This is a genomic window from Psychrobacter sp. KFRI-CH2-11 (assembly GCF_038239325.1).
Lineage (GTDB): Bacteria > Pseudomonadota > Gammaproteobacteria > Pseudomonadales > Moraxellaceae > Psychrobacter > Psychrobacter celer.
Map to the genome: position 1 here is coordinate 2811244 of NZ_CP151283.1, position 24590 is coordinate 2835833.

26 protein-coding genes are annotated in these 24590 nt (G+C 49.5%); 14 read left to right on the forward strand and 12 right to left on the reverse strand.

Annotation, left to right across the window (positions count from 1 at the left end; all coding sequences use genetic code 11):
- Together hemF and AADH33_RS11620 are read left to right on the forward strand one after the other, a co-directional pair.
- Nucleotides 1–1035 (forward strand): oxygen-dependent coproporphyrinogen oxidase, encoded by a 1035-nt coding sequence (gene hemF / locus AADH33_RS11615; protein ID WP_348548970.1) that lies wholly within the window; start codon nt 1–3, stop codon nt 1033–1035.
- 413 nt (nt 1036–1448) lie between these two features.
- On the forward strand, nt 1449–1916 hold the full coding sequence (locus AADH33_RS11620; RefSeq protein WP_348548971.1) for a c-type cytochrome: 468 nt from the start codon (nt 1449–1451) through the stop codon (nt 1914–1916).
- Nucleotides 1917–2027: 111 nt separating this feature from the next.
- Here the strand turns inward: AADH33_RS11620 and AADH33_RS11625 are convergent, their stop codons facing one another.
- The 3 genes from AADH33_RS11625 to AADH33_RS11635 form a co-directional block, all read right to left on the reverse strand.
- Nucleotides 2028–2999 carry a mechanosensitive ion channel family protein gene (locus AADH33_RS11625; protein WP_348548972.1) on the reverse strand — a complete coding sequence of 324 codons (972 nt, stop codon included), beginning with the start codon at nt 2997–2999 and terminating at the stop codon, nt 2028–2030.
- Nucleotides 3000–3076: 77 nt separating this feature from the next.
- Nucleotides 3077–3655 carry a lactoylglutathione lyase gene (gloA, locus tag AADH33_RS11630; RefSeq protein ID WP_348548973.1) on the reverse strand — a complete coding sequence of 193 codons (579 nt, stop codon included), beginning with the start codon at nt 3653–3655 and terminating at the stop codon, nt 3077–3079.
- 199 nt (nt 3656–3854) lie between these two features.
- Nucleotides 3855–4493 (reverse strand): carbonic anhydrase, encoded by a 639-nt coding sequence (locus tag AADH33_RS11635; protein WP_207969706.1) that lies wholly within the window; start codon nt 4491–4493, stop codon nt 3855–3857.
- Nucleotides 4494–5134: 641 nt separating this feature from the next.
- On the opposite strand from AADH33_RS11635, the gene potA reads away from it, so the two are divergent.
- From potA to AADH33_RS11660, 5 genes are all read left to right on the forward strand, one after another.
- Nucleotides 5135–6400 (forward strand): spermidine/putrescine ABC transporter ATP-binding protein PotA, encoded by a 1266-nt coding sequence (gene potA, locus AADH33_RS11640; RefSeq protein ID WP_243456217.1) that lies wholly within the window; start codon nt 5135–5137, stop codon nt 6398–6400.
- On the forward strand, nt 6400–7287 hold the full coding sequence (gene potB / locus AADH33_RS11645; RefSeq protein ID WP_348548974.1) for a spermidine/putrescine ABC transporter permease PotB: 888 nt from the start codon (nt 6400–6402) through the stop codon (nt 7285–7287). Before potA ends, potB begins: the two co-directional genes overlap by 1 nt.
- Entirely contained in the window at nt 7287–8087 is an 801-nt protein-coding gene (potC, locus tag AADH33_RS11650; protein ID WP_100748799.1) for a spermidine/putrescine ABC transporter permease PotC, read from the forward strand. The genes potB and potC overlap by 1 nt, the downstream gene beginning before the upstream one ends.
- Nucleotides 8088–8194: 107 nt before the next feature.
- Nucleotides 8195–9085: a LysR family transcriptional regulator gene (locus AADH33_RS11655; RefSeq protein WP_100748798.1), complete on the forward strand. Its 891-nt coding sequence runs from the start codon at nt 8195–8197 to the stop codon at nt 9083–9085.
- 275 nt (nt 9086–9360) lie between these two features.
- Nucleotides 9361–9864: a GNAT family N-acetyltransferase gene (locus tag AADH33_RS11660; protein ID WP_348548975.1), complete on the forward strand. Its 504-nt coding sequence runs from the start codon at nt 9361–9363 to the stop codon at nt 9862–9864.
- A 125-nt stretch (nt 9865–9989) separates the two neighbouring features.
- Here the strand turns inward: AADH33_RS11660 and crcB are convergent, their stop codons facing one another.
- The 4 genes from crcB to AADH33_RS11680 form a co-directional block, all read right to left on the reverse strand.
- On the reverse strand, nt 9990–10361 hold the full coding sequence (gene crcB, locus AADH33_RS11665; protein ID WP_348548976.1) for a fluoride efflux transporter CrcB: 372 nt from the start codon (nt 10359–10361) through the stop codon (nt 9990–9992).
- 50 nt (nt 10362–10411) lie between these two features.
- Nucleotides 10412–11449: a tRNA (adenosine(37)-N6)-threonylcarbamoyltransferase complex transferase subunit TsaD gene (gene tsaD / locus AADH33_RS11670; protein ID WP_348548977.1), complete on the reverse strand. Its 1038-nt coding sequence runs from the start codon at nt 11447–11449 to the stop codon at nt 10412–10414.
- A 152-nt stretch (nt 11450–11601) separates the two neighbouring features.
- Nucleotides 11602–12126 (reverse strand): c-type cytochrome, encoded by a 525-nt coding sequence (locus AADH33_RS11675; RefSeq protein ID WP_348548978.1) that lies wholly within the window; start codon nt 12124–12126, stop codon nt 11602–11604.
- 77 nt (nt 12127–12203) lie between these two features.
- Entirely contained in the window at nt 12204–12572 is a 369-nt protein-coding gene (locus tag AADH33_RS11680) for a hypothetical protein (RefSeq protein ID WP_075101826.1), read from the reverse strand.
- 444 nt (nt 12573–13016) lie between these two features.
- Between AADH33_RS11680 and rpsU the strand changes: the two genes are divergently transcribed.
- Both rpsU and AADH33_RS11690 read left to right on the forward strand, forming a co-directional pair.
- A complete protein-coding gene (gene rpsU, locus AADH33_RS11685; RefSeq protein WP_010195908.1) occupies nt 13017–13232 on the forward strand; it encodes a 30S ribosomal protein S21 in 216 nt (71 codons plus the stop codon).
- 227 nt (nt 13233–13459) lie between these two features.
- On the forward strand, nt 13460–13909 hold the full coding sequence (locus AADH33_RS11690) for a GatB/YqeY domain-containing protein (protein WP_317053002.1): 450 nt from the start codon (nt 13460–13462) through the stop codon (nt 13907–13909).
- An 88-nt stretch (nt 13910–13997) separates the two neighbouring features.
- Here the strand turns inward: AADH33_RS11690 and AADH33_RS11695 are convergent, their stop codons facing one another.
- Complete coding sequence (locus AADH33_RS11695) at nt 13998–15695, reverse strand: M48 family metalloprotease (RefSeq protein ID WP_348548979.1); 1698 nt, start codon at nt 15693–15695, stop codon at nt 13998–14000.
- Between the two features lie 273 nt (nt 15696–15968).
- Here AADH33_RS11695 and AADH33_RS11700 point away from each other — a divergent pair, with 273 nt between their 5' ends.
- The 4 genes from AADH33_RS11700 to thiS all read left to right on the forward strand — a co-directional run bounded on the left by AADH33_RS11700 (nt 15969) and on the right by thiS (nt 18306).
- Nucleotides 15969–16427: a sulfurtransferase TusA family protein gene (locus AADH33_RS11700; RefSeq protein WP_348548980.1), complete on the forward strand. Its 459-nt coding sequence runs from the start codon at nt 15969–15971 to the stop codon at nt 16425–16427.
- Nucleotides 16428–16668: 241 nt separating this feature from the next.
- On the forward strand, nt 16669–17532 hold the full coding sequence (gene rpoH, locus AADH33_RS11705; RefSeq protein WP_198335748.1) for an RNA polymerase sigma factor RpoH: 864 nt from the start codon (nt 16669–16671) through the stop codon (nt 17530–17532).
- Nucleotides 17533–17614: 82 nt separating this feature from the next.
- A complete protein-coding gene (locus tag AADH33_RS11710) occupies nt 17615–17992 on the forward strand; it encodes a DUF423 domain-containing protein (protein WP_348548981.1) in 378 nt (125 codons plus the stop codon).
- A 113-nt stretch (nt 17993–18105) separates the two neighbouring features.
- Nucleotides 18106–18306, forward strand: a complete 201-nt coding sequence (thiS, locus tag AADH33_RS11715; RefSeq protein WP_075101831.1) for a sulfur carrier protein ThiS — start codon at nt 18106–18108, stop codon at nt 18304–18306.
- 276 nt (nt 18307–18582) lie between these two features.
- Here thiS and raiA read toward each other — a convergent pair whose 3' ends face one another.
- Both raiA and rpoN read right to left on the reverse strand, forming a co-directional pair.
- A complete protein-coding gene (raiA, locus tag AADH33_RS11720) occupies nt 18583–18963 on the reverse strand; it encodes a ribosome hibernation-promoting factor, HPF/YfiA family (protein WP_075101832.1) in 381 nt (126 codons plus the stop codon).
- 590 nt (nt 18964–19553) lie between these two features.
- Nucleotides 19554–21275, reverse strand: coding sequence for an RNA polymerase factor sigma-54 (rpoN, locus tag AADH33_RS11725; protein ID WP_348548982.1), 1722 nt, complete (start codon nt 21273–21275; stop codon nt 19554–19556).
- Nucleotides 21276–21563: 288 nt separating this feature from the next.
- Here rpoN and AADH33_RS11730 point away from each other — a divergent pair, with 288 nt between their 5' ends.
- Nucleotides 21564–22463: a carbon-nitrogen hydrolase family protein gene (locus tag AADH33_RS11730; protein WP_348548983.1), complete on the forward strand. Its 900-nt coding sequence runs from the start codon at nt 21564–21566 to the stop codon at nt 22461–22463.
- Between the two features lie 93 nt (nt 22464–22556).
- Here the strand turns inward: AADH33_RS11730 and AADH33_RS11735 are convergent, their stop codons facing one another.
- Both AADH33_RS11735 and dapF read right to left on the reverse strand, forming a co-directional pair.
- Nucleotides 22557–23597 carry a tyrosine recombinase XerC gene (locus tag AADH33_RS11735; protein ID WP_348548984.1) on the reverse strand — a complete coding sequence of 347 codons (1041 nt, stop codon included), beginning with the start codon at nt 23595–23597 and terminating at the stop codon, nt 22557–22559.
- A 43-nt stretch (nt 23598–23640) separates the two neighbouring features.
- Complete coding sequence (gene dapF, locus AADH33_RS11740; protein WP_348548985.1) at nt 23641–24528, reverse strand: diaminopimelate epimerase; 888 nt, start codon at nt 24526–24528, stop codon at nt 23641–23643.
- Nucleotides 24529–24590 lie beyond the last annotated feature (62 nt).

The following is a 24590-nucleotide window of genomic DNA, read 5'->3' on the forward strand; positions in this document are numbered from 1 at the left end:
ATGAGTATTCCAGATACAGCTAATACCAATATAGACCAAAACGTCATAGACAAAAACGTCGCTCAGGCACAAGCAGATGCGGCAAACCCTGCCATACCAAACGATAACGATATCGCTCGCGTCCGCGCGTTTTTGGTCGATTTGCAAGCACGTATTTGCCAAGCGCTCGAAGCACAAGAGCGTGACGGCGGCGGTGATGCCACCTTTGTCCCTGATGATTGGCAGCGCCCAGAAGGCGGCGGCGGCCGCTCTTGTGTCTTAGCAGACGGTGAGGTGATCGAAAAAGCCGGCGTGATGTTTAGCCACATTCACGTGCACAACCTGCCCGCGTCGGCGACGGCGCGCCACCCCAATATCGCAGGGCGCAAAGCACAAGCCATGGGCGTGTCCCTCGTCGTCCATCCCAAAAACCCAAACGTCCCGACCAGCCATGCCAACGTGCGCTTATTCGTCGCCGAAGCAGAAGGCGAAGCGCCAATTTGGTGGTTTGGCGGCGGATTTGATTTGACACCGTTTTATCCTGTGCTAGCGGACTGCGTCCACTGGCATCAGGTCTGTCATGATTTGTGCGCGCCGTTTGGCGACAGCGTTTATCCTGATTTCAAACAGTGGTGCGATGAGTATTTTCATCTGCGTCATCGCAATGAGCAGCGCGGCATTGGCGGGTTGTTTTATGACGATGTCAATAGCGAGAGCCGCGGCTGGGACTTTGAGACGTGTTTTGACTTTATGAAAGCAGTAGGCAACGGCTATCTCGATGGTATTTTGCCTATTTTTGAGCAGCATAAAGCCGCCCCTTATACCGACGAGCAGCGTCAGTTTCAGCTGTATCGGCGCGGCCGCTATGTCGAGTACAACCTCGTCTATGACCGCGGTACCCTCTTTGGGCTACAAAGTAATGGCCGCATCGAGTCTATCCTAGTCAGTATGCCGCCGCTTGCCAGCTGGCATTACCGCTTTGAGCCAGAGCCTGGCTCGCCTGAGTTTGAGCTGACAGATTTTTACTTAAAACCGCGCGACTGGTTGACTCTATAGCAGGTCTGCCTATAATAAAGACCAAGGTATTTTTCTATTGTTTTTATTGCTTACGTTTCTATTGCTTAAGTTTTTGTCTCACTTACCAAGTGCACATAAGGTCAGCTGTCATGGCTGACCTTATTTATATAAGGCAGATATCAAAACAGCAAAACCATCCGCCAAGACACGTCGACGATGCCTGATAGGCCACGTCTGACAAACGCGCTTGCGATGGATATTACGATGAGATAACAACTATTTTAACTATCCTTACTTAGTTAACCGTTACAATAGAGTGTATTTTTAGCAAAAGTCATTTAGAAGCACTGATGTTTCTAAACGTTATGCGTTCATTTTTATAATAAAACGTCATTTGTGGCGCGTTTTTCTCAGCACGCCGACGATTAGCCAAATTTAAAGGAGTAATTTATATGGCCCAAGTTATCAAATCCTCACTTACCTCGGTCTTTGGTATCACATTGATGGCGGCCGCTTTAGGCCTCAGCGCTTGTAGCACCTCTGTGGACCCTGATGTCAAAGCGCGTCAAGACAGCATGAAAAGCTGGGGCGATGCGATGGGCGTCATGGGCGATATGGCCGAAGCCCCTGACACCTTTGATGCAGAGATCTTTAAAGAGCAGGCTGCGTTTTTGGCAGAAGATGCCGCCACGCCTTGGAGCCATTTTGAAAACCAAGAAGCCGCGGGTAACGCAACTGAAGCGGTATGGTCAAATGTTGACGGCTTTCGCGCGGAAGCAGAAAACTTCCAACAAGTGACAGCTGAGCTAAATGCAGCCGCCCAAACCGCCACTAGCATGGATGATGTCATGCCAGCGTTTGGTCAAGTGGGCCAAAGCTGCAAATCATGCCACACTGACTTTAAAGTCAAAAACGACTAAGTCTAGAGCAACATCTGTCAAAACCACCTGACACAAAAAACCGCCTTATCTGCTGATTTGGCGGTTTTTTTTGCTATAGGTTGTTTGGTTGCTATAAAAGTATCTATCGGCTTACTTTGCCGCTTGCGGATCGGTAGCAGGAGATTGCTGCGTCTGCATTTTATCCACAATAGCACTGACAGACGGATCGCTTAAATCTATGGTACGTATTGGGAACGGGATATTGACCCCTGCCGCATCCAGCGCTTTTTTGATCTCGACGATGACTTGATGAATGGAAGCGACTTTATTGGCCTGCGTGCCATCTTCGATAAACCAGCGTACCGTCAGATCGATAGACGAGCCGCCAAATCCAGTCGCAATCACGCTAGGCTGAGCTTTCGTCGAGACGCTATCGGCCTTATCTAACGCACGTAAAATCTCCGCTCTTGCCGCTTCGATATCATCTTCGTAGCCGATACCGACTGCCACCTGCAAACGGCGCTGCTTATAGGCCGTATTGACCGTCAACGCCGAGGTATAAAGATCTGAGTTGGGAATGACCACTTGCCGACCGTCATAAGTCTTGATGGTGGTGGCGCGGATTTTGATGTCCTCCACCGTCCCTTCATAGTCGCCTGAGACAATCTGATCACCGATACGAAACGGCTCTGAGAGCAGCAGCAAAATACCTGATAGTAAGTTTTGGAAGATATCTTTAAACGCAAAACCAATCGCCACCGAGCCGATACCGAGTGCGCCAATCAGCTTGGCGGGCGTAAACCCTGGCACCGCAATCACCATCGCAATCATAAAGCCGATAAAAATAATCAGTGCCCCGCCTACCCGCTGAAACACCTTAACCAAGTTTTGATGGCGACTACGGCTACCTAAAAGTTTATGAACGATTTTTTTGAAAAGTATCGACAAAAACCAAAAAATCAGGATAACAATGAGCGATGCGACAAAATAAGGAATACGCTCCAAAAACCCCACCATGATGTCATTGGCCGAATCAAAGATGCTGTGATACGTCAGCGTGTCAGTCGTCGACTCAGGGGCACGGTCAGCGTTTACTGTGGTTCCTGCCTCAGGGGTAGGCATGGGCGGTTCACTCCTTTGATTGATTGGGTAACGCAGCGGCTCATTGTGTTTTGTGGCGCATCATGCGCCTTAGCACTCTACGCCATCAAGTCTGCTTGCACAATCTCGATCCAGTAGCCATCGACGTCTTTGATAAAGGCGATGTGTTTCATGCTGCCATCTTCTGGACGTTTTTTAAATTCGACATTGTTTTTGTCAAACCAAGCCACCGCGTCTGCCAAATTTGGCACACTAAAACAAATATGACCAAAGCCTTGCGGCCCACTATTGCCATCATGATAGCTAAAATCGGCCTGACTCTCTGTGCCATAGTTGTGGGTTAGCTCCAAGATACCGCGCTGACGAAAGGCAAAGATCTCTAGATCGGCACCTGACGGCAGATTCTCACGCTCACTATCGGTCAGCTTGGCCAAAAAGTACAAATCAAACTCCATCTCAGGGAATTTTTTGACCGCCAATAGGGTCATACCCAGCACCCCAGTATAAAACTCAAGCGACTTGGCAGGGTCTTTTACGCGTAGCATGGTGTGGTTAAAGGTAAAGCCTGAGGTTTGCGCTGAGATCGGCTGAATACCTGCATGCGCGACGCTGCTGGCAGGCTGCGCGATAGTCGCCGCATCATCAAGAGAGGTTGAGCTAGACGCTGAATGAGACATAACAATCCTAATATACCTAATATAAAATTAATATAAAAAACAAATGAATCAGCAAGCGAATCACAGCATGGCAATGCGCTTGCTACTTTTATGATAATCAAAAATGCACCAATCAATGATAGGGTTTTGTAAGCAAAAAGCGCACCGCTCTGGTTTGAGGGCAGCTTTCGTCAAGTGAGTACAAAACCCCAAGCACAGATCAGTCTTCTAAAAACCGTACCTTACCGGTTTCTAAGTCGTACTCTGCCCCAACGATGAGCAGTTTACCACTCGTCGTCAAGTCCTCTAGAGCTCGGGAGCCATGTTTGAGCTGACTGACAGACATACGCACGTTGGCACTGATAGAGCGATCTAACAGCTCATCGGCATCGACGTCTTGACCATTGGCAGTCGCCAGCTCATGCAAATTGTAAACACTTGGACGAATACGATCGACGATAGACTGCAGGTTTGGCGTGTAGTTTTGTTCAGGGTTGATGAGCGCTTCTACGCAAGCGGTCACCGCACCGCAGTGTGAGTGGCCGAGCACCACCACCAGCTTGGTACCGAATTTTTCGGCAGCAAACTCAACCGAGCCAATCTGTGACGGTGCGACGACATTTCCTGCCACCCGAATCACAAACAAATCCCCTAACCCTTGGTCAAAGACAATCTCAACCGGTACGCGTGCATCTGAGCAGCCCAAGATAATCGCCAACGGGTCTTGATCACTGATAAGCTCTGGACGCCTCTGCATCGCAGGATCTGGGTTGGTGAGGCTGTCGACGTAACGGGCGTTACCTTCTTTTAAAAGCTCAAGCGCTTCTTGACCAGTTTTGGGGCGTGTGTCGTTAGGCATGAGAAATCCTTTTTTTCGAATGTTAAATGATAGATGGCTGCTCATATATCGCGGATGAAGAAGATGCTGGATATATAGACCAAAAGACGGCCAATGACGATGAGGTCATGCCGCACACTTTGGTGTCAGCCATGACATGATTGTATAGGAACACCGACAAAAAAATGCTAAAAACTTTTGTTTTAATGTCGTTAACATCGCTATAAACGCCACGACCACTATCCCCAAGACCCTCATGCTCATGATGAAATGCAACCCATTCAACATAAAACTGGCACGTTGCATATCAACACACTTTATGCCAATAGGACGGCACCTATTTTAAGTAGATTAACCACACAAAAGCCGCGCTTAGGATAATACAGTCTGCCCAAAAGAAAAATGCCCAAGCACATAAACGCCTTACTATTATACTACCGTAAAAACCATATAACGAGCGCTATCGCCATCCGCGCCATCCGCTTTGGCTTGCGGGTATGACTCGCGTAACTGATAACGAAGTTGCACTGATTTATAGTAAGGGTTTGTTATAATACGCAATAACCAGACCATGCTCATGCCAGCCCTTGTTGTGTCTTATACTAAAAAAGTACTGATATTAAAAAAAGTACGGACAGGCAAGAGGCTTAGGAACCAGATTTATGACCCAATCTTTAGCAAACACGCATACCAACCCTGCGTCATCAGACACTGTACTGCTACAACTGACTGGCCTACAAAAAACCTACGATCAAACTGAGGTCTTAAAAGACATCAATCTTGATATCCAGCATGGTGAGTTTTTGACCCTGCTTGGCCCGTCAGGCTGCGGCAAGACCACGCTGCTACGTTTAATCGCGGGGTTTGAGCAGCCGACGGCAGGGGCGATTTATCTAGACGGCGTGCAGATGGCAGGGCTGTCCGCGGATAAACGTCCGGTCAACACCGTGTTTCAGCAGTATGCGCTGTTTCCGCATATGAGCGTCGCGCAAAACGTCGCCTATGGCCTTAAGCTCAAAAAAGTCCCCAAAGACGAGATTCGGTCGCGGGTACGTGAGATGCTGGCAATGGTGCAGCTAGAGCACCTTGCCAATCGTCGCCCGCAAGATCTGTCTGGCGGTCAGCAGCAGCGCGTGGCCATTGCGCGCGCGGTCATCAATCGCCCCAAACTACTGTTACTCGATGAGCCTTTATCGGCGCTCGATCACAAGCTGCGTCTGCAGATGCAGTCAGAGCTCAAACGCTTGCAGCGCGAGCTTGGCATTACCTTTGTTTTTGTCACTCATGATCAAGAAGAAGCACTGTCGATGTCCGACCGTATCGCGGTGATGAAAGACGGCAAGTTTCAGCAAATCGGTACGCCGATCGAGATTTATGAAACCCCTGCCAATCTATTTACGGCCAAATTTATCGGTGAGACCAATCTGTTTAAGGCAGAGGTCAAAGGCGTGTACCCCGATCAGCCAGATCGTGATGGACGCGTGACCAATGGCCGCATCGAGGTCGAAGTTTGTGAAGCGCAGGTGCAAGAAGGTAAAGCCACATTGCGTAATCTACGTCGTCCTGCTTTTGCCAACGATGTACAAGTAGGCGACATCGTCAACCTACTGCTGCGCCCTGAAGACTTACGCATTTATGATCCCAAAGACGACAGCCATGCAGGCTTGCTGGGCCGTGTCATCGAGAGTAACTATAAAGGCAGTACCTTAGACTCGATTATCGAGCTGGCCAATGGTCATATCATCAAAGCCTCTGAGTTTTTTGATGAAGACGACCCTAGCTTTGATTATAAGCTCAATGAAGCGGTCAAGGTGGCGTGGGTCGATGGCTGGGAGTGGGTATTGCCCGAAGACCATTTAACAGAACCACAAGCGCCTGAGCAAAGCGTGGCTATACAAAAAACAGCCATACAAAAGGATGTCAGCTAATGGCGCGTACTAGCCGTTTTAACTTGGGTAATAAAAGCCCGTTTCGTACTGCAACGCTATGGCTCATCTGGGGTTGGCTGCTGATATTTGCTTTATTGCCAAATATCTTGGTCATCGCGGTCAGTTTTTTGACCCGTGATAGCAGCGCCTTTATCAGCCTGCCTGTCAATATCGACAGCTATATACGTATGGTGGATCCGCTGTATTTTGAGGTGTTTGTCCACTCCCTCTGGATGGCTGGTATCACCACGGTGATTTGTTTATTACTCGGCTATCCGTTTGCTTGGCTGGTCTCCAAAGCCCAGACGCGCTGGCAGCCGCTGCTGATGATGCTTTTAATTTTGCCGTTTTGGACCAACTCTTTGGTGCGGACTTATGCGCTCAAATTATTGTTTGCCAATAATGGTTTGATCAATAAGTCCCTACTGACGCTGGGTATCATCGACGCGCCTATCGATATCTTGTACACGCAAGGCGCGGTGATAGCAGGCCTGACGTATTTGCTGTTTCCGTTTATGGTGCTGCCGCTGTATGCGGTCTTTACCGATCTGCGCAATGACATGCTGCTGGCCTCGCAAGACTTGGGTGCGTCGAAAACCCAGACTTTTTGGCACGTGGTGCTGCCACTGACCACGCCTGGGATTATCTCAGGGGTGCTCTTGGTGCTGCTGCCTGCGATGGGGATGTTTTATGTGGCGGACGTACTGGGCGGCTCGCGTAACCTGCTCGTTGGCAATATCATCAAAAACCAGTTTTTGGACGCGCGTGATTGGCCCTTTGGGGCAGCGGCAAGCGTGCTGTTGACACTGGCGATGGCCGTGCTATTGCTCGCTTATCGTGCCAGTAGCCACCGCATTGGTAAGACTGATTTTAATGAGGTGGCCTAATGCCTAATAACCAACGCCACATCAAACCGCCGAGCCTCGGCAGTATCGCGGCCAAAGGCTATCTTGGTCTGATTTATGCTTTGCTATATCTGCCCATTATCGTCTTGGTGGTGATGTCATTTAATAAATCAAAAATCGGCTACAACTGGGGCGGCTTTAGCCTCAAATGGTACGAGTCGCTATTCAACAACCAAGCGATGCTCGATGCATTTTGGCATTCTATCGTCTTGGGTTTGGTTGCCGCCACCGTCTCAACCTTAATCGGCACGCTCACCGCTCTTGCCCTACATCGTTACGACTTTCGCGGCAAAGGCTTGTTAAACGGGCTGCTATTTGTACTGATGATGTCGCCTGAGATTGTCCTTGCGATTTCACTATTGGCCTTATTTTTGTTAATTGGTCTGCAGTTAGGCTTTGTCTCGCTGCTGCTCGCCCATATCACCTTTTGCTTGCCCTTTGTGGTCATCACCGTGTTTGCACGCCTGAGCAGCTTGGATGAGCGCTTGATGGAAGCGGCACGCGACTTGGGCGCTAGTGAATCGACCATGGTACGCACCGTCCTGATTCCAGTGATTTTGCCAGCGGTGATGGCAGGTTGGTTGCTCGCCTTTACCTTATCACTCGATGATGTGGTGGTGTCGACCTTTGTCACAGGGCCTAGCTATGAGATTTTGCCGCTGCGGATTTATTCGATGGTACGCGTCGGCCTCAAACCTGAGGTCAACGCCATCGGTACGTTACTACTGGTAGCCTCTTTGGTACTGGTCGTCATCTCACAGCTATTATTACGGCGACGCTAGACGTTGAAGGCTGGCTAATAGCAAGCACTTGATAGAAATATTTGAGTGGAATTCACTGATAGATTGTTTATAATGAATTTTTCTCACTCAAGTGCTTAGGTTATCTTATGTTAGAGCTTCGTCATCTCAATACATTGACGGCACTGCGCGCGCATGGCTCGCTGGCTGCGGCGGCCGATGAGCTGCATGTCACCGCCTCTGCCGTCTCGCATCAGCTAAAAGAGCTGGAAAACTATTATGATGTCAGCCTCGTCAATCGCCGCACGCGCCCGCTGAGCTTTACCCCAGCAGGCAAGATAGTGCTGGCATTGGCCGACAGCATCCTACCGCAAGTCACCCGCACCAAATCCAACCTAAAACGCCTCGCCCATGGGCAAGCTGGTCGTTTGCGTCTGGCCTCTGAGTGCCATAGCTGCTTTGATTGGCTGATGCCGATACTCAATCAGTATCGCCGTGAGTGGTCGGATGTCGAGCTGGACTTTGCCACAGGGTTTGAGCCGGAGCCGCATCATCTATTGATGGAGGGCGATATTGATCTGCTTATCACCACCAGTGATTTGCCGATAGAGGGTATCAGCTATCAGCCGCTATTTGAGTATGAGAGCCGTTTGGTACTGTCGCCCACGCATGACTTGGCGGCGCAAGACTTTATCGCGCCTCATGACTTAATCGATGAAACCTTGATCGCTTATCCCGTCGAAGCCAAACGCCTCGATATCATCGCAGGCTTTATGACCCCAAGCGATGTGAGTTTCAAAAATGTCCGTACCACAGAGCTGACGGCGATGCTGATACAGCTGGTCGCCAGTGAGCGCGGAGTTGCGGCTCTCCCTGATTGGGTGGTGGCGGAGTATGAGAAAAAAGGCTGGGTGGTATCTCGTCCATTGGGGGACGGCGTGCATTGTCAGCTATATGCCGCAACGCGTACAGCGAGTCAAGATATGGCGTATATGCAGGGATTTGCGAGTTTATTGGAAGGGATTGTAAAGCCGGTTTAAAGTTTTATTTACCATAATCACTCTTTATGGGTAAAAGTTCGGTACCCTAGTGAGGACTTGAACGTTTGGCTGTAGGCTAATGGTATCAGTGATTTTGCTCACTGAAATAGTCGCAGTGTACTTCGTTGTGTACCTGCCATACACACTCTATTCGTAATCGATGCGCTATACAGGCATCGAACTATATGCTATATCTCAGAGAGTTGAGTCTCTGATAATCCCGGGGCGGTTCAACGTGCAAGTTACACAACAATTCGTATTTAAGGATAAATATAATGAAAATTGAAATACGTCATGCCGAGCCAGAAGATGCAGAAGCGTTGCAAGCCATTCATGCAGATGAAGCATTATATGCAAATACTTTGCAATTGCCTATGCCGTCCAAGACCTTATGGCGTAAACGACTGGCGGATATATCTGAAAATACGTATTTTCTGGTGGCTGAAGTTGAGGGTGAAGTAGTAGGGTGTCTAGGGCTTGAGACCATGATATCAAAACGTCGACGCCATGTAGCAAGTTTTGGGGTCAGCGTGAAGTCCGCGTCACAAGGTAAGGGTGTGGGGCGAGCGCTTATAACTGCAGCGCTAGATTTGGGCGATAATTGGCTGGATATAAAACGTATTGAGATTACTACCTATACCGATAACACCGGAGGCATTGGTTTATATAAAAGCTTGGGCTTTATGATAGAAGGTGAAATGGTGGATTATGCTTATCGCAATGGCGAGTATGTTAATGCCTATCAGATGGCAAGAATTCGGAAAGCTAAAAACGGGTGATTCTGGGTATACCCTAGCGGAACCAGTCATTTCACCCTTCAAACCTATTAACAGACCACTTAAAACAGACTGGTATAATAGAACCACTTATATCAGACCATCAAGCAAGTAATATCTAGCAAAGCTCACAAAACCAACTTAAAAAAGTAAAAGCCAATCGCAGTCGCCAGCAGTGTCAGCCCAACGTGCAGACCAATCAACACCAGACCTGCCAACAGCCGCCCATCATGGATAAATCCAAATACCTCAGCACTAAAGGTACTAAAGGTGGTCAGCCCGCCCAAAAACCCAGTTATCACAAATACCCGTACATGATCAGGCAAATGGCTCCCCATACGCTCAAACCATACCAGCGCCAGACCAATTAGCAGACCGCCCAACACATTCGCGCCAAGCGTACCAAGCGGTATCCAGCTATGTACGGGATTAAAACGCGACAGCCACGCCCGCAGGCAAGCGCCAAGTGCTGCTCCCAAACCGATGGCAAGCCACTGCATAGATTATCCTTCCTTTGTATGGCTTTTAAACTGTATATGGCTGCTAAACATTACACCGCAGGCAGTTCCGTCATCGGCCAACGCGGTACGCAGCTGACGGCTAGATCATCGGCCTGCCCTGCTTGCAGGCGCTCAAAGCCAGCGTAAGCAATCATCGCGCCATTGTCAGTACATAACGCTGGCGGCGCGTAATGCACGGTGGCATTGATCTTGGCCAGCTCGCGCTCCAAGGTCTCCCGCAAGTGCGTATTGGCACTGACACCGCCTGCGATCACTAGGCGACTCATCTCTACTTGTTTTAACGCCTTCACGCATTTTTTGACTAGCGTATCGACCATGGCATGTTGGAAGCTGGCGGCAATATCGGCGCGCACTTGTGGGTCGCTATCAGAGCCAGCAGTGTCTTTGATAAGATTATGCACCGCTGTTTTCATACCGCTAAAAGAAAAATCCAGACCACGATGCAGCATCGGACGCGGCAAGTCATAAGCACTGGGATCGCCATTTTCGGCTAATTTAGCGATATTAGGGCCGCCAGGATACGGCAGGCCGAGCATTTTTGCCGCTTTATCAAAGCACTCACCCGCGGCATCGTCGATGGACTCACCTAGGATTTCATATTGTCCAATACCCTGTGCGGCGATCAGCTGCGTGTGCCCGCCAGATACCAGTAGCGAGACAAACGGAAACGCTGGTGGATTGGCACCCATCAGCGGCGCCAGCAGATGCCCTTCCATATGATGGACCCCTATCGCAGGGATATCCAAGCCATATGCCAAGCTGCGACCAAATAGCGCGCCCGTCATCAGCGCGCCGATTAGGCCTGGGCCTTTGGTATACGCGACGGCATCGAGCTCGCTTTTTTTGACATCGCACTGCTCGAGTAGCTCATTGAGCAATGGCACCAGTTTGCGAATATGATCGCGGCTGGCAAGCTCGGGTACCACGCCGCCGTAAAGGGCGTGCAGCTCTATTTGTGAATACAGCACCTGCCCGACCAAACCTTGATTGTCGCTATCCATTTGCTCACTGTCAAAGATCGCCAGCCCCGTCTCATCACAAGACGTCTCTAAACCCAATACCTTCATATTTTTGCCTTTATCATACCTTGGTCTGCGTGTTGGTTTTGACCACGCTTTTATCTGCGACTCTCTATCTAAGCACTTGCACAAAAAAAACCGCCATTGTCTATCACAATGACGGCCAGTTTAGCAAATTTCAATGGCTCATATCGCCTAAATCAGCTCACGGCAGCTACCATATAATCAACCGCTGCATAGACCTCCGCTTCGCTTACTTTGTCAGTCGCCTGCGCGGGCATCTTGTTAAAGCCCTGCGCTGAGTGCATATGTAGCGTATCTATACCTTTAGCAAGGCGGGGCGTCCATGCTGCTTTATCACCGTATTTTGGTGCATCGAGCAGACCTGCTTCGTGGCAGACTTTACAGTTGGACTCGTATAGCTTCGCCCCTGCATCAGCTGCCAACACTTCAGGCTCATCTGGGGTTGGTGGCTCGACTGCTTCGGCCGGTTCAGCTGTCGTCGTTGCTGGCGCTTCTGCCGGCACGGCTGGCTCAGACGTCTGCGGTTCAGGCGCTTCAGGCGCGGCGGCAGGTGCCTCCTCTACTGCCGTGCTCGTTTCGGCAGGCGAATCCGCGGGCGGCTCGGTAGTGTTATTATCACTACAAGCGCTTAGCATCAATAATGCACTGATACTGATGGCCGATACGGTCAATGTATTTATACGCTGTGGTTTGTTCATCATGATCACACCTCTATTTGCTATTGTATGTCGATGGCTGCCGACGACAGCGCATACACTGATAGATCGCCAAAAGAGCGTTATTCGTCGGTCGCAGGCTCAGCATCGGCGTCTGCTTCCGCATCACTAGCTGCCATGTCAGCTGCGCTATCGGTAGCAGCGGCCTCAGCAGTGCCAGCATCTGTCGCCTCATCTTGGGCGTCTGTACTTTCGGCATCGGTACTTTCAGCATCAGTGCTTTCTGTCGCCATCGGCGCTGTCTCGGGGAAATCCATCTGTTCAGCTGCAGGAGCGTTGCTACGGGCAAGCTCAGAGGCCTCATCGACACGGTCTTTGGCCAACACTTGATGCGACTCGCCTTCTTTGTCGCCACTACACGCGCTGATACCAAAGCCTAAAGCGACGACAAATGCGGTGCTTAGCGCCGTATTTAGTACTGATTTTTTCATTGCAACATCCTCAATAAAGTGCACATAAAACGATTGATATGATGCAAATAATCATAGCATAAACTCTACCCAAACCGTTATAGACAGTAGGGTTTTTTCTTGATGGCCACACCTGCCAAAAGCAGCTCTACTGATGCATATAGTCCATCTCACCTTGCACTGACCAATCAAGCCTTCTCACGGCGTCATTCGCTTTTGTTTGGTATTCATGACGCCGCTATACTGTACCAGTGGATAAAAAGGGCGCAACTTAATGATAATTATGGATTAATCAGCAAAAACCATTGACTTTACTACTATTTTTTATTAAAATACTCGCCCTTGTGCTCTAGCACAAAATTGTCCTAGTTTGAGCTGATGCCGGTAATCTTGAGATATTACGGCTAAATACTACTATACAGCCAAACTAATGCCCTTATATCTCATCCTAATCAAGGAGTCTTCATGCCTGCAGTTAAGGTTAAAGAAAACGAACCAGTTGACATCGCTATCCGTCGTTTCAAACGTGCTTGTGAAAAAGCCGGCGTACTATCAGACGTACGTAAGCGTGAGTTTTATGAAAAACCAACGCAAGTACGCAAGCGCAAAAAAGCCGCTGCTGTAAAGCGTTATAAGAAAAAATTGCAACGCGAAACCATTCGTACCACTCGTATGTACTAATCACTTATTTGATTAGCTAAATACCAGCGCTACAGGAACGCCACTGCTATCGATCGATATCAGTGGCGTTTTTTGTGCTACAATTTTTGTTATTATTATTGATATATTGTTATCAGCTTATACTGTATTCATAAAACTATACTCATAAACCATATCCATAAAAAACACCAACGCAGGCTGTTTTTATGGCACGCTTCCCTAATCTCTAACCCATAAGGATAATAACAATGAGCCAACTCAAACAAACACTGTCAGACAGCATCAAAGCCTCTATGAAAGCGCGTGAGCTCGAGCGCGTTAAGGTGCTACGCAACGTGCAGTCAGTCGTCAAACAAATCGAAATCGACCGTCAGACCGAGCTAGACGATGCCGCCGTCTTAGAGGTACTACAAAAGCAGCTAAAACAGCGCCAAGAGTCACTCGGTATCTTTACCGAAAATGGCCGTGATGATTTGGCAGCCAAAGAACAGTTTGAGATCGATGTCATTAATGAGTTTATGCCTGCCCAGATGGACGATGACGAGCTTGCCGCCTTGGTCAATGCAGAGATTCAAGCACAAGGCGCAACATCGATGCGCGATATGGGCAGTGTCATGGGCGCGCTAAAGAGCAAAACAGCAGGCCGCGCCGACCCTGCCACCATCTCAAAGCTGGTCAAAAACGCGCTACAAGGCTAAGCGCTGCAAATCTAAGTATAACGGTTTCGCGCGAGCAGCTGTATCTCAGTGAGCATTTACATCAGTAACCGCCCCAATCAGTAACCGCCTAAGGCTCAAAGTCTTGGGCGGTTTTTACGTTTTTGATTTCAGCATTAATACTGGCCAGTAGTGGGCGCACGCTACCAGCTTGCGCAGTGTTTTGGAGATTCTCTGCCAGCTGCTTGGCTTGTGTCAACGAGGTAAGCGCGGCATCATAACGCCCACTCCACAGCTGGTCATGACTGCGATAGCGCAGCGCATTGATGGTGGCGATATTAGCCAGCTTTGGTGTGGTGGTGGTTTTGGCCAGTTTTTCGTTAGCCAATTGCAGGCTTTGCCACGCATAGCGGTCACTTGGCTGCTGCTGAGTCAAAGGCTTGAGTAATGCCTGCGCTTGGAGCGGCTGATTGCTATTGGTCAGCGCTTCTGCCAAATAGAGTCGCAAATCACGGCGCTCAGGATATAGGCGCTGCTGGCTGGCCAAAATGTCCGCCGCTTTCGCCCAATTGCCTTGCTCAGCTAACAACTGGCTATGAGTAATCGATAAAAGTGGCTCAAGCCCTTGACGCTGAGCTGCGGGCAGTTTGTTTAGTGCTGCAAGTACCTCATTGGCATCATCAAAGCGCTGCTGCTCACCATACCAGTGCATCAATGCCAGCTTGGCCCCAACGCTGTTTTTGGCGGCTGTCGTCAGCACCGTTTCTGACGCATGCTGACCTGTACTCTGTACGCGCCAATAGAGCAGATCAAACAGTGCTTGGTGGCGCTGCTGCTCGGACAATGATAAAGGCGGATAGTGCTGGGCTCGGCTTTGCGATTCGCTCAAACGCTCGTTGCTTAGTGGATGCGAGCGCACAAAGCTTGGTAAAAATCGATTTTCAACTTGATTGAGCTGGCTTTGCTGATTCATGGTGGCAAAAAATCTTGGCATCGCCCTTGGATCATAGCTCGCTTGGGTCATAATTTGCATACCCACACGGTCGGCCTCGCGCTCGTTATTGCGGCTAAACGCCATGCTGCTGTTCATCGTCGCAGTCTGGCTCCCCATCATCACGGCTGCGGCAGCATCTCCATCGACCGCCGACGCCGCAATGGCTGCCAGCATACCACCTATCTGCATCAGTAGCGCTTTTTTGCGCTCGTCTGCCCCGCTCTCATAGTGGCGCTGACTAATATGAGCGACTTCGTGAGCAACGACGCTTGCCAGCTCATCCATACTACTGGCGGCGAGTATCGTCCCCGTGTTGATACCGATGACGCCCCCTGGCGCGGCAAAAGCGTTGATACTTGGATTATCAATAATGACCAAGCCCATCGGTGCCTGCTGCCTTGCTTGCGCATTGAGTCGCCATGTCATGTCTTTGACGGTCTCGTGTATCCACGGATCATGCTCCATCTTGATGCTTTTATTGATATTGCGTAATGACCACTCACCGAGCAGCTTATTTTGATACTGCTCAGCAAAGCTCAGCCCTTGCCCGCGTAAGCTTGGCAAGCTTAGCTCTTGTGTGTCGGTGGACTGCCACGAATCATAAGGCGCAGACGACGCTTGACGCAGATCATTGCCGGCGGCGTGACTACTCTTAGGGGTCACAGCGGTCATCGCCGATATGGTCAATATCGCCGCTGATAGGATAGATAAGGACAGCCGGTGAGCCACGCTGCGCCTATGGATAGAGACAGTATCAGGCGTCAGTAAAGTCGGCGACTTTGCTACTTCATAGGCGACTGTACGGCCTGTGAGCGATTGATGAAAATGAAACAAATGCGCATCCTATACAAATAAACCCTAACATCGTTTCGACTATACGAGCTTGTTTGGGCAAAATCAATTGTCCCGCGCTTGTGACTACCAATCACCACGCAGACCGTCACGATTGTGCAACATGACTGTGCAATCGTTATCTCATTATCATTCTAATGAACCGAATATGACGTTGACTATATTCAACTGCAATCGCCCTTGCGCTATTTGTTATAATGACAAGCCATCACTCCCCTCTTAAGTTAAAACCCTCGCATACGATAAGGTTTGTTTATGTCTGCCGATAGTCAGCCCATTACCCGCCCCGCCTCTGACGTTATTTACTTTGCGGCGGATTTGCCTGCAACTGAGCAACAGCAAAGCTGCGAGCTGCTACGATTGCTGGGTGACGCAGTACTCATCAGCGATACGCCGCTGGACATGACACCGCCGCGCCTGACGATAAAAAAACTGGTCGACGGCCGCGGATTGGCCTGCCCGATGCCTTTATTAAAGACCAAAGTGGCTCTGCGTGAGGTGGCAGCAGGCGAGTCGCTATATGTGGTAGCGACTGACCCCAATTCACAAGCAGATATCACCGCGTTTTGTCGCCAAAGCCAGCAAACGGGCAGCGCAGCACCCTTGTCTTTAAGCGTCCATGAAGTGACCCATCAACCTGCCAATGACGATAAATCTGTCGCGCATTTCGATACAATATATCACTTCATCATTACCAAAACCGATAGCAACTAACGATGGCTATCCTTTACAATTACAACTATAAAGATTTTTATCTGACGATTTGCTTAACTATTTAACCAAGGTCAAAAATATGGCTAATCCTTCTAATAATGCTGCAAAAACGAGTAAAAAAGACGAGGCAGCGCCGATAAAAAATGAAGCACGCGATGCGGCGCTAAAAGCCGCGGCCGAGCGGCCACCCTACGACGCTCGCACCCTTGGCGACACTAGCACCCGTGACTTGGTGCCTGCGATGCCGACCCACTTGTCCGCGCCAGGCGTCAACTTGGGTGCCTATATCAATACTGTTCATCAAATCCCCATCTTGACACCGACCCAAGAGCAGGAGCTGGCGCATCGCTACTATGACGAAGGCGATGTAGAAGCGGCGCGCTTATTGGTCATGTCACATCTGCGTTTTGTCATTCATATTGCTCGTAGCTACTCAGGCTACGGATTGCCGCAGGCGGACTTGATTCAAGAAGGCAACTTAGGGCTGATGAAGGCGGTTAAACGATTTGATCCTAATAAAGGCGTACGTTTGGTATCCTTTGCCGTTCATTGGATCAAGGCAGAGATTCATGAGTTTGTGATTCGTAACTGGCGTATCGTCAAAGTCGCCACCACCAAAGCGCACCGTAAGCTGTTTTTTAATCTACGCAGCTTAAAAAAAACCAATAACCAGCTGACGCTAGAAGAAGCGGATGCTATTGCCAAGGACTTAAACGTCACGCGTAAGCAAGTGCTAGAGATGGAATCGCGTCTGACCTCTTACGACGCCTCATTTGAAGCACAATCTAGTGATGATGACGACGGCCGCTATGCGCCGCAGTTGTTTTTAGAAGATGGCATCGATCCCGCCGAACAGCTCGAAGAAGAAGACTGGGAAGAAAACAACTCCTCAGCACTGCTTGCTGCGATGGGCACATTGGATGATCGCTCACGTGACATCGTCGAGCAGCGCTGGCTTTCTGAGCAAAAATCCACCTTGCATGAGCTGGCAGCAGTCTACTCTATCTCAGCGGAGCGCGTACGCCAGATCGAAAAAAACGCCATGGACAAGATTCGCGATGCCATGACCATCGATAGCGTTATCTTACCTGATGACATTCAATAGACAGTACAGAGTACATGGCAGCAAATGGTACAGAGAAATAGATAGTGCAGAGCATGATGCAGTACATAACACGAGTTTTGCTATGGTAAATTGGATAGGAATTGCGGCGATTAATATGGCCATTGCCGTGGCTCTAGGGGCATTTGGCGCGCATGGTCTAAAAAACCTCGTCAGCCTGCAGCAGTTAGAGTGGTGGCATACCGCAACGCTGTATTTATTTGTCCATGCGCTCGGTCTGCTGATCGTCGGCATGTTGATACGTCTAAGGTACGCGACGCAAGCCCCCGCATGGCTGCTACAAGTCGGTATTATCATATTTGCTGGTAGCCTATATGCGATGACGCTGGGCGCGCCGCGCTGGTTTGGCGCTATCACGCCTATCGGCGGCGTACTGATGATAGCAGGCTGGCTATGGCTGGCGATATCCGCGTTTGCCATCAAGCCGGCGGCCGCAAAATAGCTTGTCAGGGCTGATAGCCATGATAAAAAATGATAAAGAGTAAGGCGACTGATAGTATGACCCATATGTCAGCGCCGATAAAAGGAACAAGACTGCGTTAGGGAGCATCTGTTATGAGTACTATTAGTGTCAATGGTAAACATCTACAAACCACACACCAGACGGTGCAGCTGGTCATCAATGAGCTTGGCCTGAGTAAAGGTCGCTATGCGGTAGAAGTCGACGGCGAGCTGATACCAAAAAGCGAGCTTGCTGGCATGCGTGTCAAAGAAGGCATGAGCATCGAAGTGGTACAAGCCGTCGGCGGTGGCTAGGTCTTAGCGACCGTATAGCTATTTACTCTGCCGTTACGTATCGTCAGTTCGATATAAAATCGCTATGCTGATAATAAACGGCTCTGATTAAATAGTTCTGATATAGCAACCGGCTCTGATATAGTAAATGGCACAAAATAAAAAGACCTTAGCACTTATGAGCTAAGGTCTTTTCTTTTATGCCGTTTATTTGTTTATAAGAAATTAAGGCCTAATAAGGTAATGACATTATAATAGTAGTTGTGTTGTCCTACGCCCTATTAGACCTTAATAGGATCATACCGCTGGCGCTATCTCGGCTGGCGTCACATCTTGATAACGTCCATCACGCCCTGCCCCTTGTGTTTTCTTACGCTCTTGACGGGTTTTGTACTTACGGACTTGTCTATCGAGCTTGTCTGCCATGTCGTTGATGGCTTTGTACATATCATCTTCAGACGCTTGGACAAACATCTCTTGACCCGCCACTCGCATAATGGCTTCGGCCTTATGGCTCTTCATGCCGCCGTCACTGGCGCCGCTATTATCGAGCGATAGTATCACTTTAATACTCTGTATCTGATCAAAATGTCGCTCTACTTTTTCTAGCTTTTCGCGAACTGCCTTGTCCATGGCTTCGGTAACACTGATATGATGACCACTGATAGAAACATTCATATTATTGTCCTTTTGTTTATAACTCACAATCAACAGATGACATAGCCGTCCTGCCTGTATCACCCTGCCTTACCAACAACTCATTAATCAAATCTAAGACCCTTGTTAGCTATGCCTCTGATAGATAGACCGTTAGCCACCAGTATCTTTAGCAAAAATCAACGTATCCTTATATCGTCTCTTTGGTTGCTAATGAAGATAAATACCGTCAAGGTAAATACATTCTATAAATACGTACTGAGGTTAAACTCTTAGATTTTGTACTTGGGTTTCGTTGTTGGTATGACTCTAATTTGTCATGAAAGCGGCGTAGTAGCAAGCCATTAAATTGTAATTAAATGTAATAAAAACTGTTGTTTCTATCAAGTTTCTATATAATCAAAAAATTTTATTTTTTATATCTAGATATAGAGTGCAGCAACACAGTAGCATGGTCTATGGCTGATATTGACGCAAAAAAATAACGCCGCTCATATCGTGATACTAGCGGCGCTATTTTAGTTTTTGAGCATATAAAATGAAATGGACTGAAGACATATCTATTCGAAAATAAGCGCCTGAACATGAGTGCTTGATGATAAAAAGATGCGTTAATATTTTTGTTTACGCTGGGTGGACGAGCCGATATTCATCGCTTCACGGTACTTGGCCACCGTACGCCGAGCGATATCGATACCATCCGCCAATAGCGTCTCTTTGATACGGCTGTCTGATAAGGGCTTTTTGGGGTCTTCGTCGGCGATCAGCTGTTTTATCATGGCGCTGATAGCGGTCGATGAGACATCACCATCTGCGCTACTGACATGCGAAGAAAAAAAGTGCTTAAGCGAAAATAAGCCCTGCGGTGTCAAGATGGTTTTGCTGGTGGTCAAACGTGAGACCGTCGATTCGTGCAGCCCGACCTCATCGGCAATGACTTTGAGAACCAATGGCTGCATGGCGGTGGCACCCTGCTGCAAAAACGCTTGTTGATGATGCACGATGCTGGTCGCGACTTTTAGTAGGTTTTGATTGCGCTCTTCGATACTCCTGATAAACAATCTGGCATCGGTGAGGTTGTCACGCAGGTACTGATTATCAGGGCTATCATCACCGCGCTTGACCAAGCTGGCGTACTCTTGATTGACCCGTAGCTTGGGTAGCGTCTCAGGGTTTAGGCGTACTTGCCAGCCGGCCTCCTGCGCGTCAGGCAAACCCGTAGGGCGACGAATGGGCGTGACCAGCACATCGGGTATGTCGTAGCTGTCTGGCGACTGAGCATGGTCGGGCTGGTTTTTTTGAAAGACGACGCCTGGTAGCGGGGTCAATGTGCGCAGTAACGTCAAGGCAGGCATGATGTCCTCAGAAGTCAGCCCTGTGTACTCAGTCAATGCCTTGATATTATTGCTGACCAGATACTCACTAGCAGATAAAAGCGCGTGAGCTTCTTTTAGATATGCGGTACTGGGATCGAGCTTTGCGAGCTGCAGGGCAAGGCATTCGCTTAAATCACGAGCGCCAACGCCCAGTGGATCGCAAGACTGGACAATACGAAGCACGGCCAGTATCTCATCGCGCTCGACCCGCTCCTCCCACTGATAAAAGCTGGCCATGGTATCCAAGCTCTGTAACAGCTCATCGATATCGAGCCGAACAAACCCCATCTCATCCATCGAGTCGATCAAATACTCAGCGATCAAGGTATCGGTGTCTGATAAACGCTTAAAGTTTAATTGCCAGCGCACATGGTCTTGAATAGTGGCAGAGGTGCCCCCTTGATAGCTATCAAAGTCCTCATTCGCGTGCTGCGCGCTGCTGGTCGTCTGACTGCTCGCGGCGGATGCATAGTTATCGGTATTATAATTATCGGCACTATAGTTATCTGTACGATAGTCTGTAACATTGTCATCATCATTGTAGGCCGCTGCGTCGAAGTCCTTTAGATTATCATCACCTGCAGGAGCGCCGTTTGTCTCCAGACCAGCTGTCTCCAAACGGTCTATGTCTACGCCACTATCTGCCTCATACTCGTCCGTCTTTTTTGCGGTGCTACTAAACGCATCGGTGGCCGTCGTCTGATTCCAGTCATCAAGCGTTAAGCTATGCTCAGCTGTCTCCATACTGTCGTTCGCGCCGCTGTCAGAGCCCTCACTGTCGCCATATTCTTCACCGTCCTCGATGCGTTCGAGCAGAGGATTGCTATCGAGCTTGGCCTGAACCTCTTGCGCCAGCTCAAGACTAGAGAGCTGCAGCAACTTAATGGCTTGCTGCATCTGCGGGGTCAGCTTTTGTGAGGTACTCAGCGTGGTTGCCAATCCGAACGACATACTCATGGGTGGCTTATTACACTCCGACGATGGTGATAGTCAATAAACAACTGGCTAAGATCATGATTTAGCCCTAACAGGACACGACGATAGCATTTTTTGTTGCAATTTCGCTACGATAATTTATACCCAGCCCAGATACGCTTATTTTACTATTACTATAAAACCTTCTAAAATCAATGTTTTCGCTATCATTGCTGGCATGCCGACGCAGCCGACTGGCAAAGCCTGCAAAAGCTCAATATTAAAATAAACACCAAAACAAACGACAACTAAAACACAATTGAGAATACTATGAACCACAACCAAGCGAACGACCAATCATTTGCCGTCGCTGCCATTCAAATGAATAGCCAGCAGGACATCGAGCAAAACCTAGCAGACATTGAGACGGCCATTAGCGCCGCCGCCCAACAAGGCGCTCACATGGTGGTGCTACCAGAAAACTGCTGTAGCATGGGGCAACAGTCTGCCACAGCCGAGCGCTTCGATGAGCTATCATCGACGATAGCAGGCTATGCCAGCACTCATGGTATCTATGTGCTGGCAGGCTCATTGCCTTGTCCTTATCGCCCTGATGGTATAGTCGTCCCTGATGGTAGGCTGCGTCAAGTCAGCCAAGTGTTTGCCCCTGACGGTACGCGCGTGGCTCGCTATGACAAGATTCATCTGTTTACCGCGACAGTCGCTGACAAAACAGGCAGCTATAATGAAGCGGCGACCTTTGAGCCTGGCACCCAAACCGTCGTAGCGCCGCTAGAGACTGAGGATACAGTCTACCAGCTGGGTATGATGGTCTGCTTTGATTTGCGTTTTCCAGCGTTGGCTCAGCGCCTGCGTCAAGCTGGGGCAGATATGCTGAGTGCTCCTTCAGCCTTTACCTATCTGACTGGGCAAGCGCATTGGTCACTGCTGCTACGGGCACGGGCACTAGACAGTCAATGCATGGTGATTGGGGCGGCGCAAGGAGGAGATCACACTTACCAGGACGGTCACACACGGCAGACATGGGGACATGCTGCCATCACCGCCTATGATGGCACGGTGCTCAGCAGCTACGATGACAGTAAGCTACAAAAAATGAGCACCACAGAAAACCAGCGCTATGCCATGGTGATGGCGTCTTTAGACAAATCGCAACAGCAGCAAGGACGACAAAAATTGCCGATTTTTGACTGTCATCGTTTGGCATAAAGCCGTCTGACAAATAATTTGATGATTAAATTGTTAATAGGGCAATGCCGTCACAAGGCACAAGACGATAGAACCTTATAGATAAGGCCAAACCTACTCGGTATCACCATCAACTTGTGTGTGAGTGGCACGCGGATGAGCGCGGTCATAAACCTGCGTGAGCTTGGCAAAATCAACATGGGTATAGATCTGTGTGGTGCTGATATCACTGTGCCCGAGCATTTCTTGTACCGCACGCAGGTCACCACTGCCTGAGAGCATGTGTGAGGCAAAACAGTGACGCAGCAAGTGTGGATACATGTTTTGGGCGATACCAGCGCGGGCAGCGGCTACTTTTAGACGCTGCTGCACCGCTCTGGTCGATAGGCGAGTGCCCAACTTTTCGCTGATAAACAGCGCGGTGTCCATCTGCTCAACCCACAGCTCACGGTGCGGCAGATAGCGGCGTATGGCTTCAGCGGCTTTGCGCCCTAGCGGTAGCAAACGCGTTTTGTTGCCTTTTCCTGTAACGCGCACGCGTAAGTCAGACAAGTCGATATCGCTCACATCAAGTGCCACCAGCTCGCCGACACGAAGACCACTGCTATAGAGCAGCTCAAACATCGCCTTATCACGTAACCAAAGGCGCGCCTGCTCTGGAGTATCGGGCACTTCTTGCTCAAGCAATTGAGTAAGTAAATCAACATCCGCGATAGATGGTAGAGGTCTGGCACTGCGTTTGAGCTGATAACCAGTGGTTGGGTTGATACGGGCTATGCCCTCCTCTATCAGCCAACCATAAAAATGGCGAATAGCGGACAGCTCCTGTTGGACGCTGGCCAGGGCAAGCTTGTCTTCATCGAGACGCTGGCTGATATGCTGAGCCAACTGGCGCTTGTCGCAGCGCGTCCATGTCAGACGCTTGCCCCACAAAAACAGCGCCAACTGATTTAACCCAGCAAAATAAGCCGTTAAGGTGTGCTCAGAGTGATTGCGTACCGACAAAGTGTTGAGCCAGCGATGCACTGGGGACAGCAGCTCACGCAGTGCCGCCGCTCGCCCTAAGTCTGTATCTACCTCTTTATCTAAGTCTTGTGTTTGACTGGTGCGTCGCTGCGTCTTGTTATGAGACGTCCTTTTGCTGGACATGACCATTGCTGTTACCTACTCGCCAAACGTACACGCTGGGCAGTTTTTATTAACCCTCAGAGCTTGGTTTGATACCCGCTTGCGCCATCAGCCCATCCGGACTAAACACTCCTTCGTAGACAAAGGCCGTCGGGCCGGTCATCATCACCGAATAACCAGGCTGCCACTTGATAATCATACTACCGCCATATAGCTGCGCGCGTATCTCTTCGCCTTCGTCGAGCCAGCCTTCACGAATACCGACGGCCACCGCCGCACAGGCACCTGTACCACACGCTTGGGTCTCGCCCACACCGCGCTCATAGACACGCAAGCGAATGTGCCGCTGATTCATGATTTGCATAAAGCCGACATTGACCCGCTCTGGAAAAGCAGGGTGCGACTCAATGGCTTTACCTAACATCTCGACATCAGCACTTAGGACGTCATCGACCTTGATTACCGCATGGGGATTGCCCATATTGGCCACATAAAGCTGCACAGGCGTGCCATCGACATCGAGATGATAGGCGTTTTGAATCTTGGTGGTGGCTTTTGGGGTAAAGGGAATCTCGGCTGGCTCAAACTTGGGCTTGCCCATATCGACCTCGACCCAGCCGTAGCGGTCGGTGGTCAACGAGATGATGCCGCTGGCCGTCTCGACACGCAGACGCTGCTTAAATGATAGCTTTCGTGCCTGCACAAAACGGGCAAAGCAGCGCGCGCCATTGCCGCACTGCTCTACCTCTGTACCATCGGTATTAAAAATACGATAGCTAAAATCCACGTCAGGACGCATAGGCGGCTCGACGACCAATAACTGATCAAAGCCGATACCGAGATGACGATCGCCCAACAATTGCACCAACTCTCTGGTGAGATCTAAGCGCTGGGTCACCAAATCGATGACCATAAAATCATTGCCCAGACCATGCATTTTTGTAAATTCTATTAGCATACCCTTGATATCCTATCCTAATTTTTATGTATGCGTTATATTAGCACGCTGTCAGATACAAT

Excerpts from the sequence above, each read along its gene's own strand:
- hemF (WP_348548970.1), top strand. The coding sequence starts at position 1 with ATGAGTATTCCAGATACAGCTAATACCAATATAGACCAAAACGTCATA.
- AADH33_RS11620 (WP_348548971.1), top strand. The coding sequence starts at position 1,449 with ATGGCCCAAGTTATCAAATCCTCACTTACCTCGGTCTTTGGTATCACA.
- AADH33_RS11625 (WP_348548972.1), bottom strand. The coding sequence starts at position 2,999 with ATGCCTACCCCTGAGGCAGGAACCACAGTAAACGCTGACCGTGCCCCT.
- gloA (WP_348548973.1), bottom strand. The coding sequence starts at position 3,655 with ATGTCTCATTCAGCGTCTAGCTCAACCTCTCTTGATGATGCGGCGACT.
- AADH33_RS11635 (WP_207969706.1), bottom strand. The coding sequence starts at position 4,493 with ATGCCTAACGACACACGCCCCAAAACTGGTCAAGAAGCGCTTGAGCTT.
- potA (WP_243456217.1), top strand. The coding sequence starts at position 5,135 with ATGACCCAATCTTTAGCAAACACGCATACCAACCCTGCGTCATCAGAC.
- potB (WP_348548974.1), top strand. The coding sequence starts at position 6,400 with ATGGCGCGTACTAGCCGTTTTAACTTGGGTAATAAAAGCCCGTTTCGT.
- potC (WP_100748799.1), top strand. The coding sequence starts at position 7,287 with ATGCCTAATAACCAACGCCACATCAAACCGCCGAGCCTCGGCAGTATC.
- AADH33_RS11655 (WP_100748798.1), top strand. The coding sequence starts at position 8,195 with ATGTTAGAGCTTCGTCATCTCAATACATTGACGGCACTGCGCGCGCAT.
- AADH33_RS11660 (WP_348548975.1), top strand. The coding sequence starts at position 9,361 with ATGAAAATTGAAATACGTCATGCCGAGCCAGAAGATGCAGAAGCGTTG.
- crcB (WP_348548976.1), bottom strand. The coding sequence starts at position 10,361 with ATGCAGTGGCTTGCCATCGGTTTGGGAGCAGCACTTGGCGCTTGCCTG.
- tsaD (WP_348548977.1), bottom strand. The coding sequence starts at position 11,449 with ATGAAGGTATTGGGTTTAGAGACGTCTTGTGATGAGACGGGGCTGGCG.
- AADH33_RS11675 (WP_348548978.1), bottom strand. The coding sequence starts at position 12,126 with ATGATGAACAAACCACAGCGTATAAATACATTGACCGTATCGGCCATC.
- AADH33_RS11680 (WP_075101826.1), bottom strand. The coding sequence starts at position 12,572 with ATGAAAAAATCAGTACTAAATACGGCGCTAAGCACCGCATTTGTCGTC.
- rpsU (WP_010195908.1), top strand. The coding sequence starts at position 13,017 with ATGCCTGCAGTTAAGGTTAAAGAAAACGAACCAGTTGACATCGCTATC.
- AADH33_RS11690 (WP_317053002.1), top strand. The coding sequence starts at position 13,460 with ATGAGCCAACTCAAACAAACACTGTCAGACAGCATCAAAGCCTCTATG.
- AADH33_RS11700 (WP_348548980.1), top strand. The coding sequence starts at position 15,969 with ATGTCTGCCGATAGTCAGCCCATTACCCGCCCCGCCTCTGACGTTATT.
- rpoH (WP_198335748.1), top strand. The coding sequence starts at position 16,669 with ATGCCGACCCACTTGTCCGCGCCAGGCGTCAACTTGGGTGCCTATATC.
- AADH33_RS11710 (WP_348548981.1), top strand. The coding sequence starts at position 17,615 with ATGGTAAATTGGATAGGAATTGCGGCGATTAATATGGCCATTGCCGTG.
- thiS (WP_075101831.1), top strand. The coding sequence starts at position 18,106 with ATGAGTACTATTAGTGTCAATGGTAAACATCTACAAACCACACACCAG.
- raiA (WP_075101832.1), bottom strand. The coding sequence starts at position 18,963 with ATGAATGTTTCTATCAGTGGTCATCATATCAGTGTTACCGAAGCCATG.
- rpoN (WP_348548982.1), bottom strand. The coding sequence starts at position 21,275 with ATGAGTATGTCGTTCGGATTGGCAACCACGCTGAGTACCTCACAAAAG.
- AADH33_RS11730 (WP_348548983.1), top strand. The coding sequence starts at position 21,564 with ATGAACCACAACCAAGCGAACGACCAATCATTTGCCGTCGCTGCCATT.
- AADH33_RS11735 (WP_348548984.1), bottom strand. The coding sequence starts at position 23,597 with ATGGTCATGTCCAGCAAAAGGACGTCTCATAACAAGACGCAGCGACGC.
- dapF (WP_348548985.1), bottom strand. The coding sequence starts at position 24,528 with ATGCTAATAGAATTTACAAAAATGCATGGTCTGGGCAATGATTTTATG.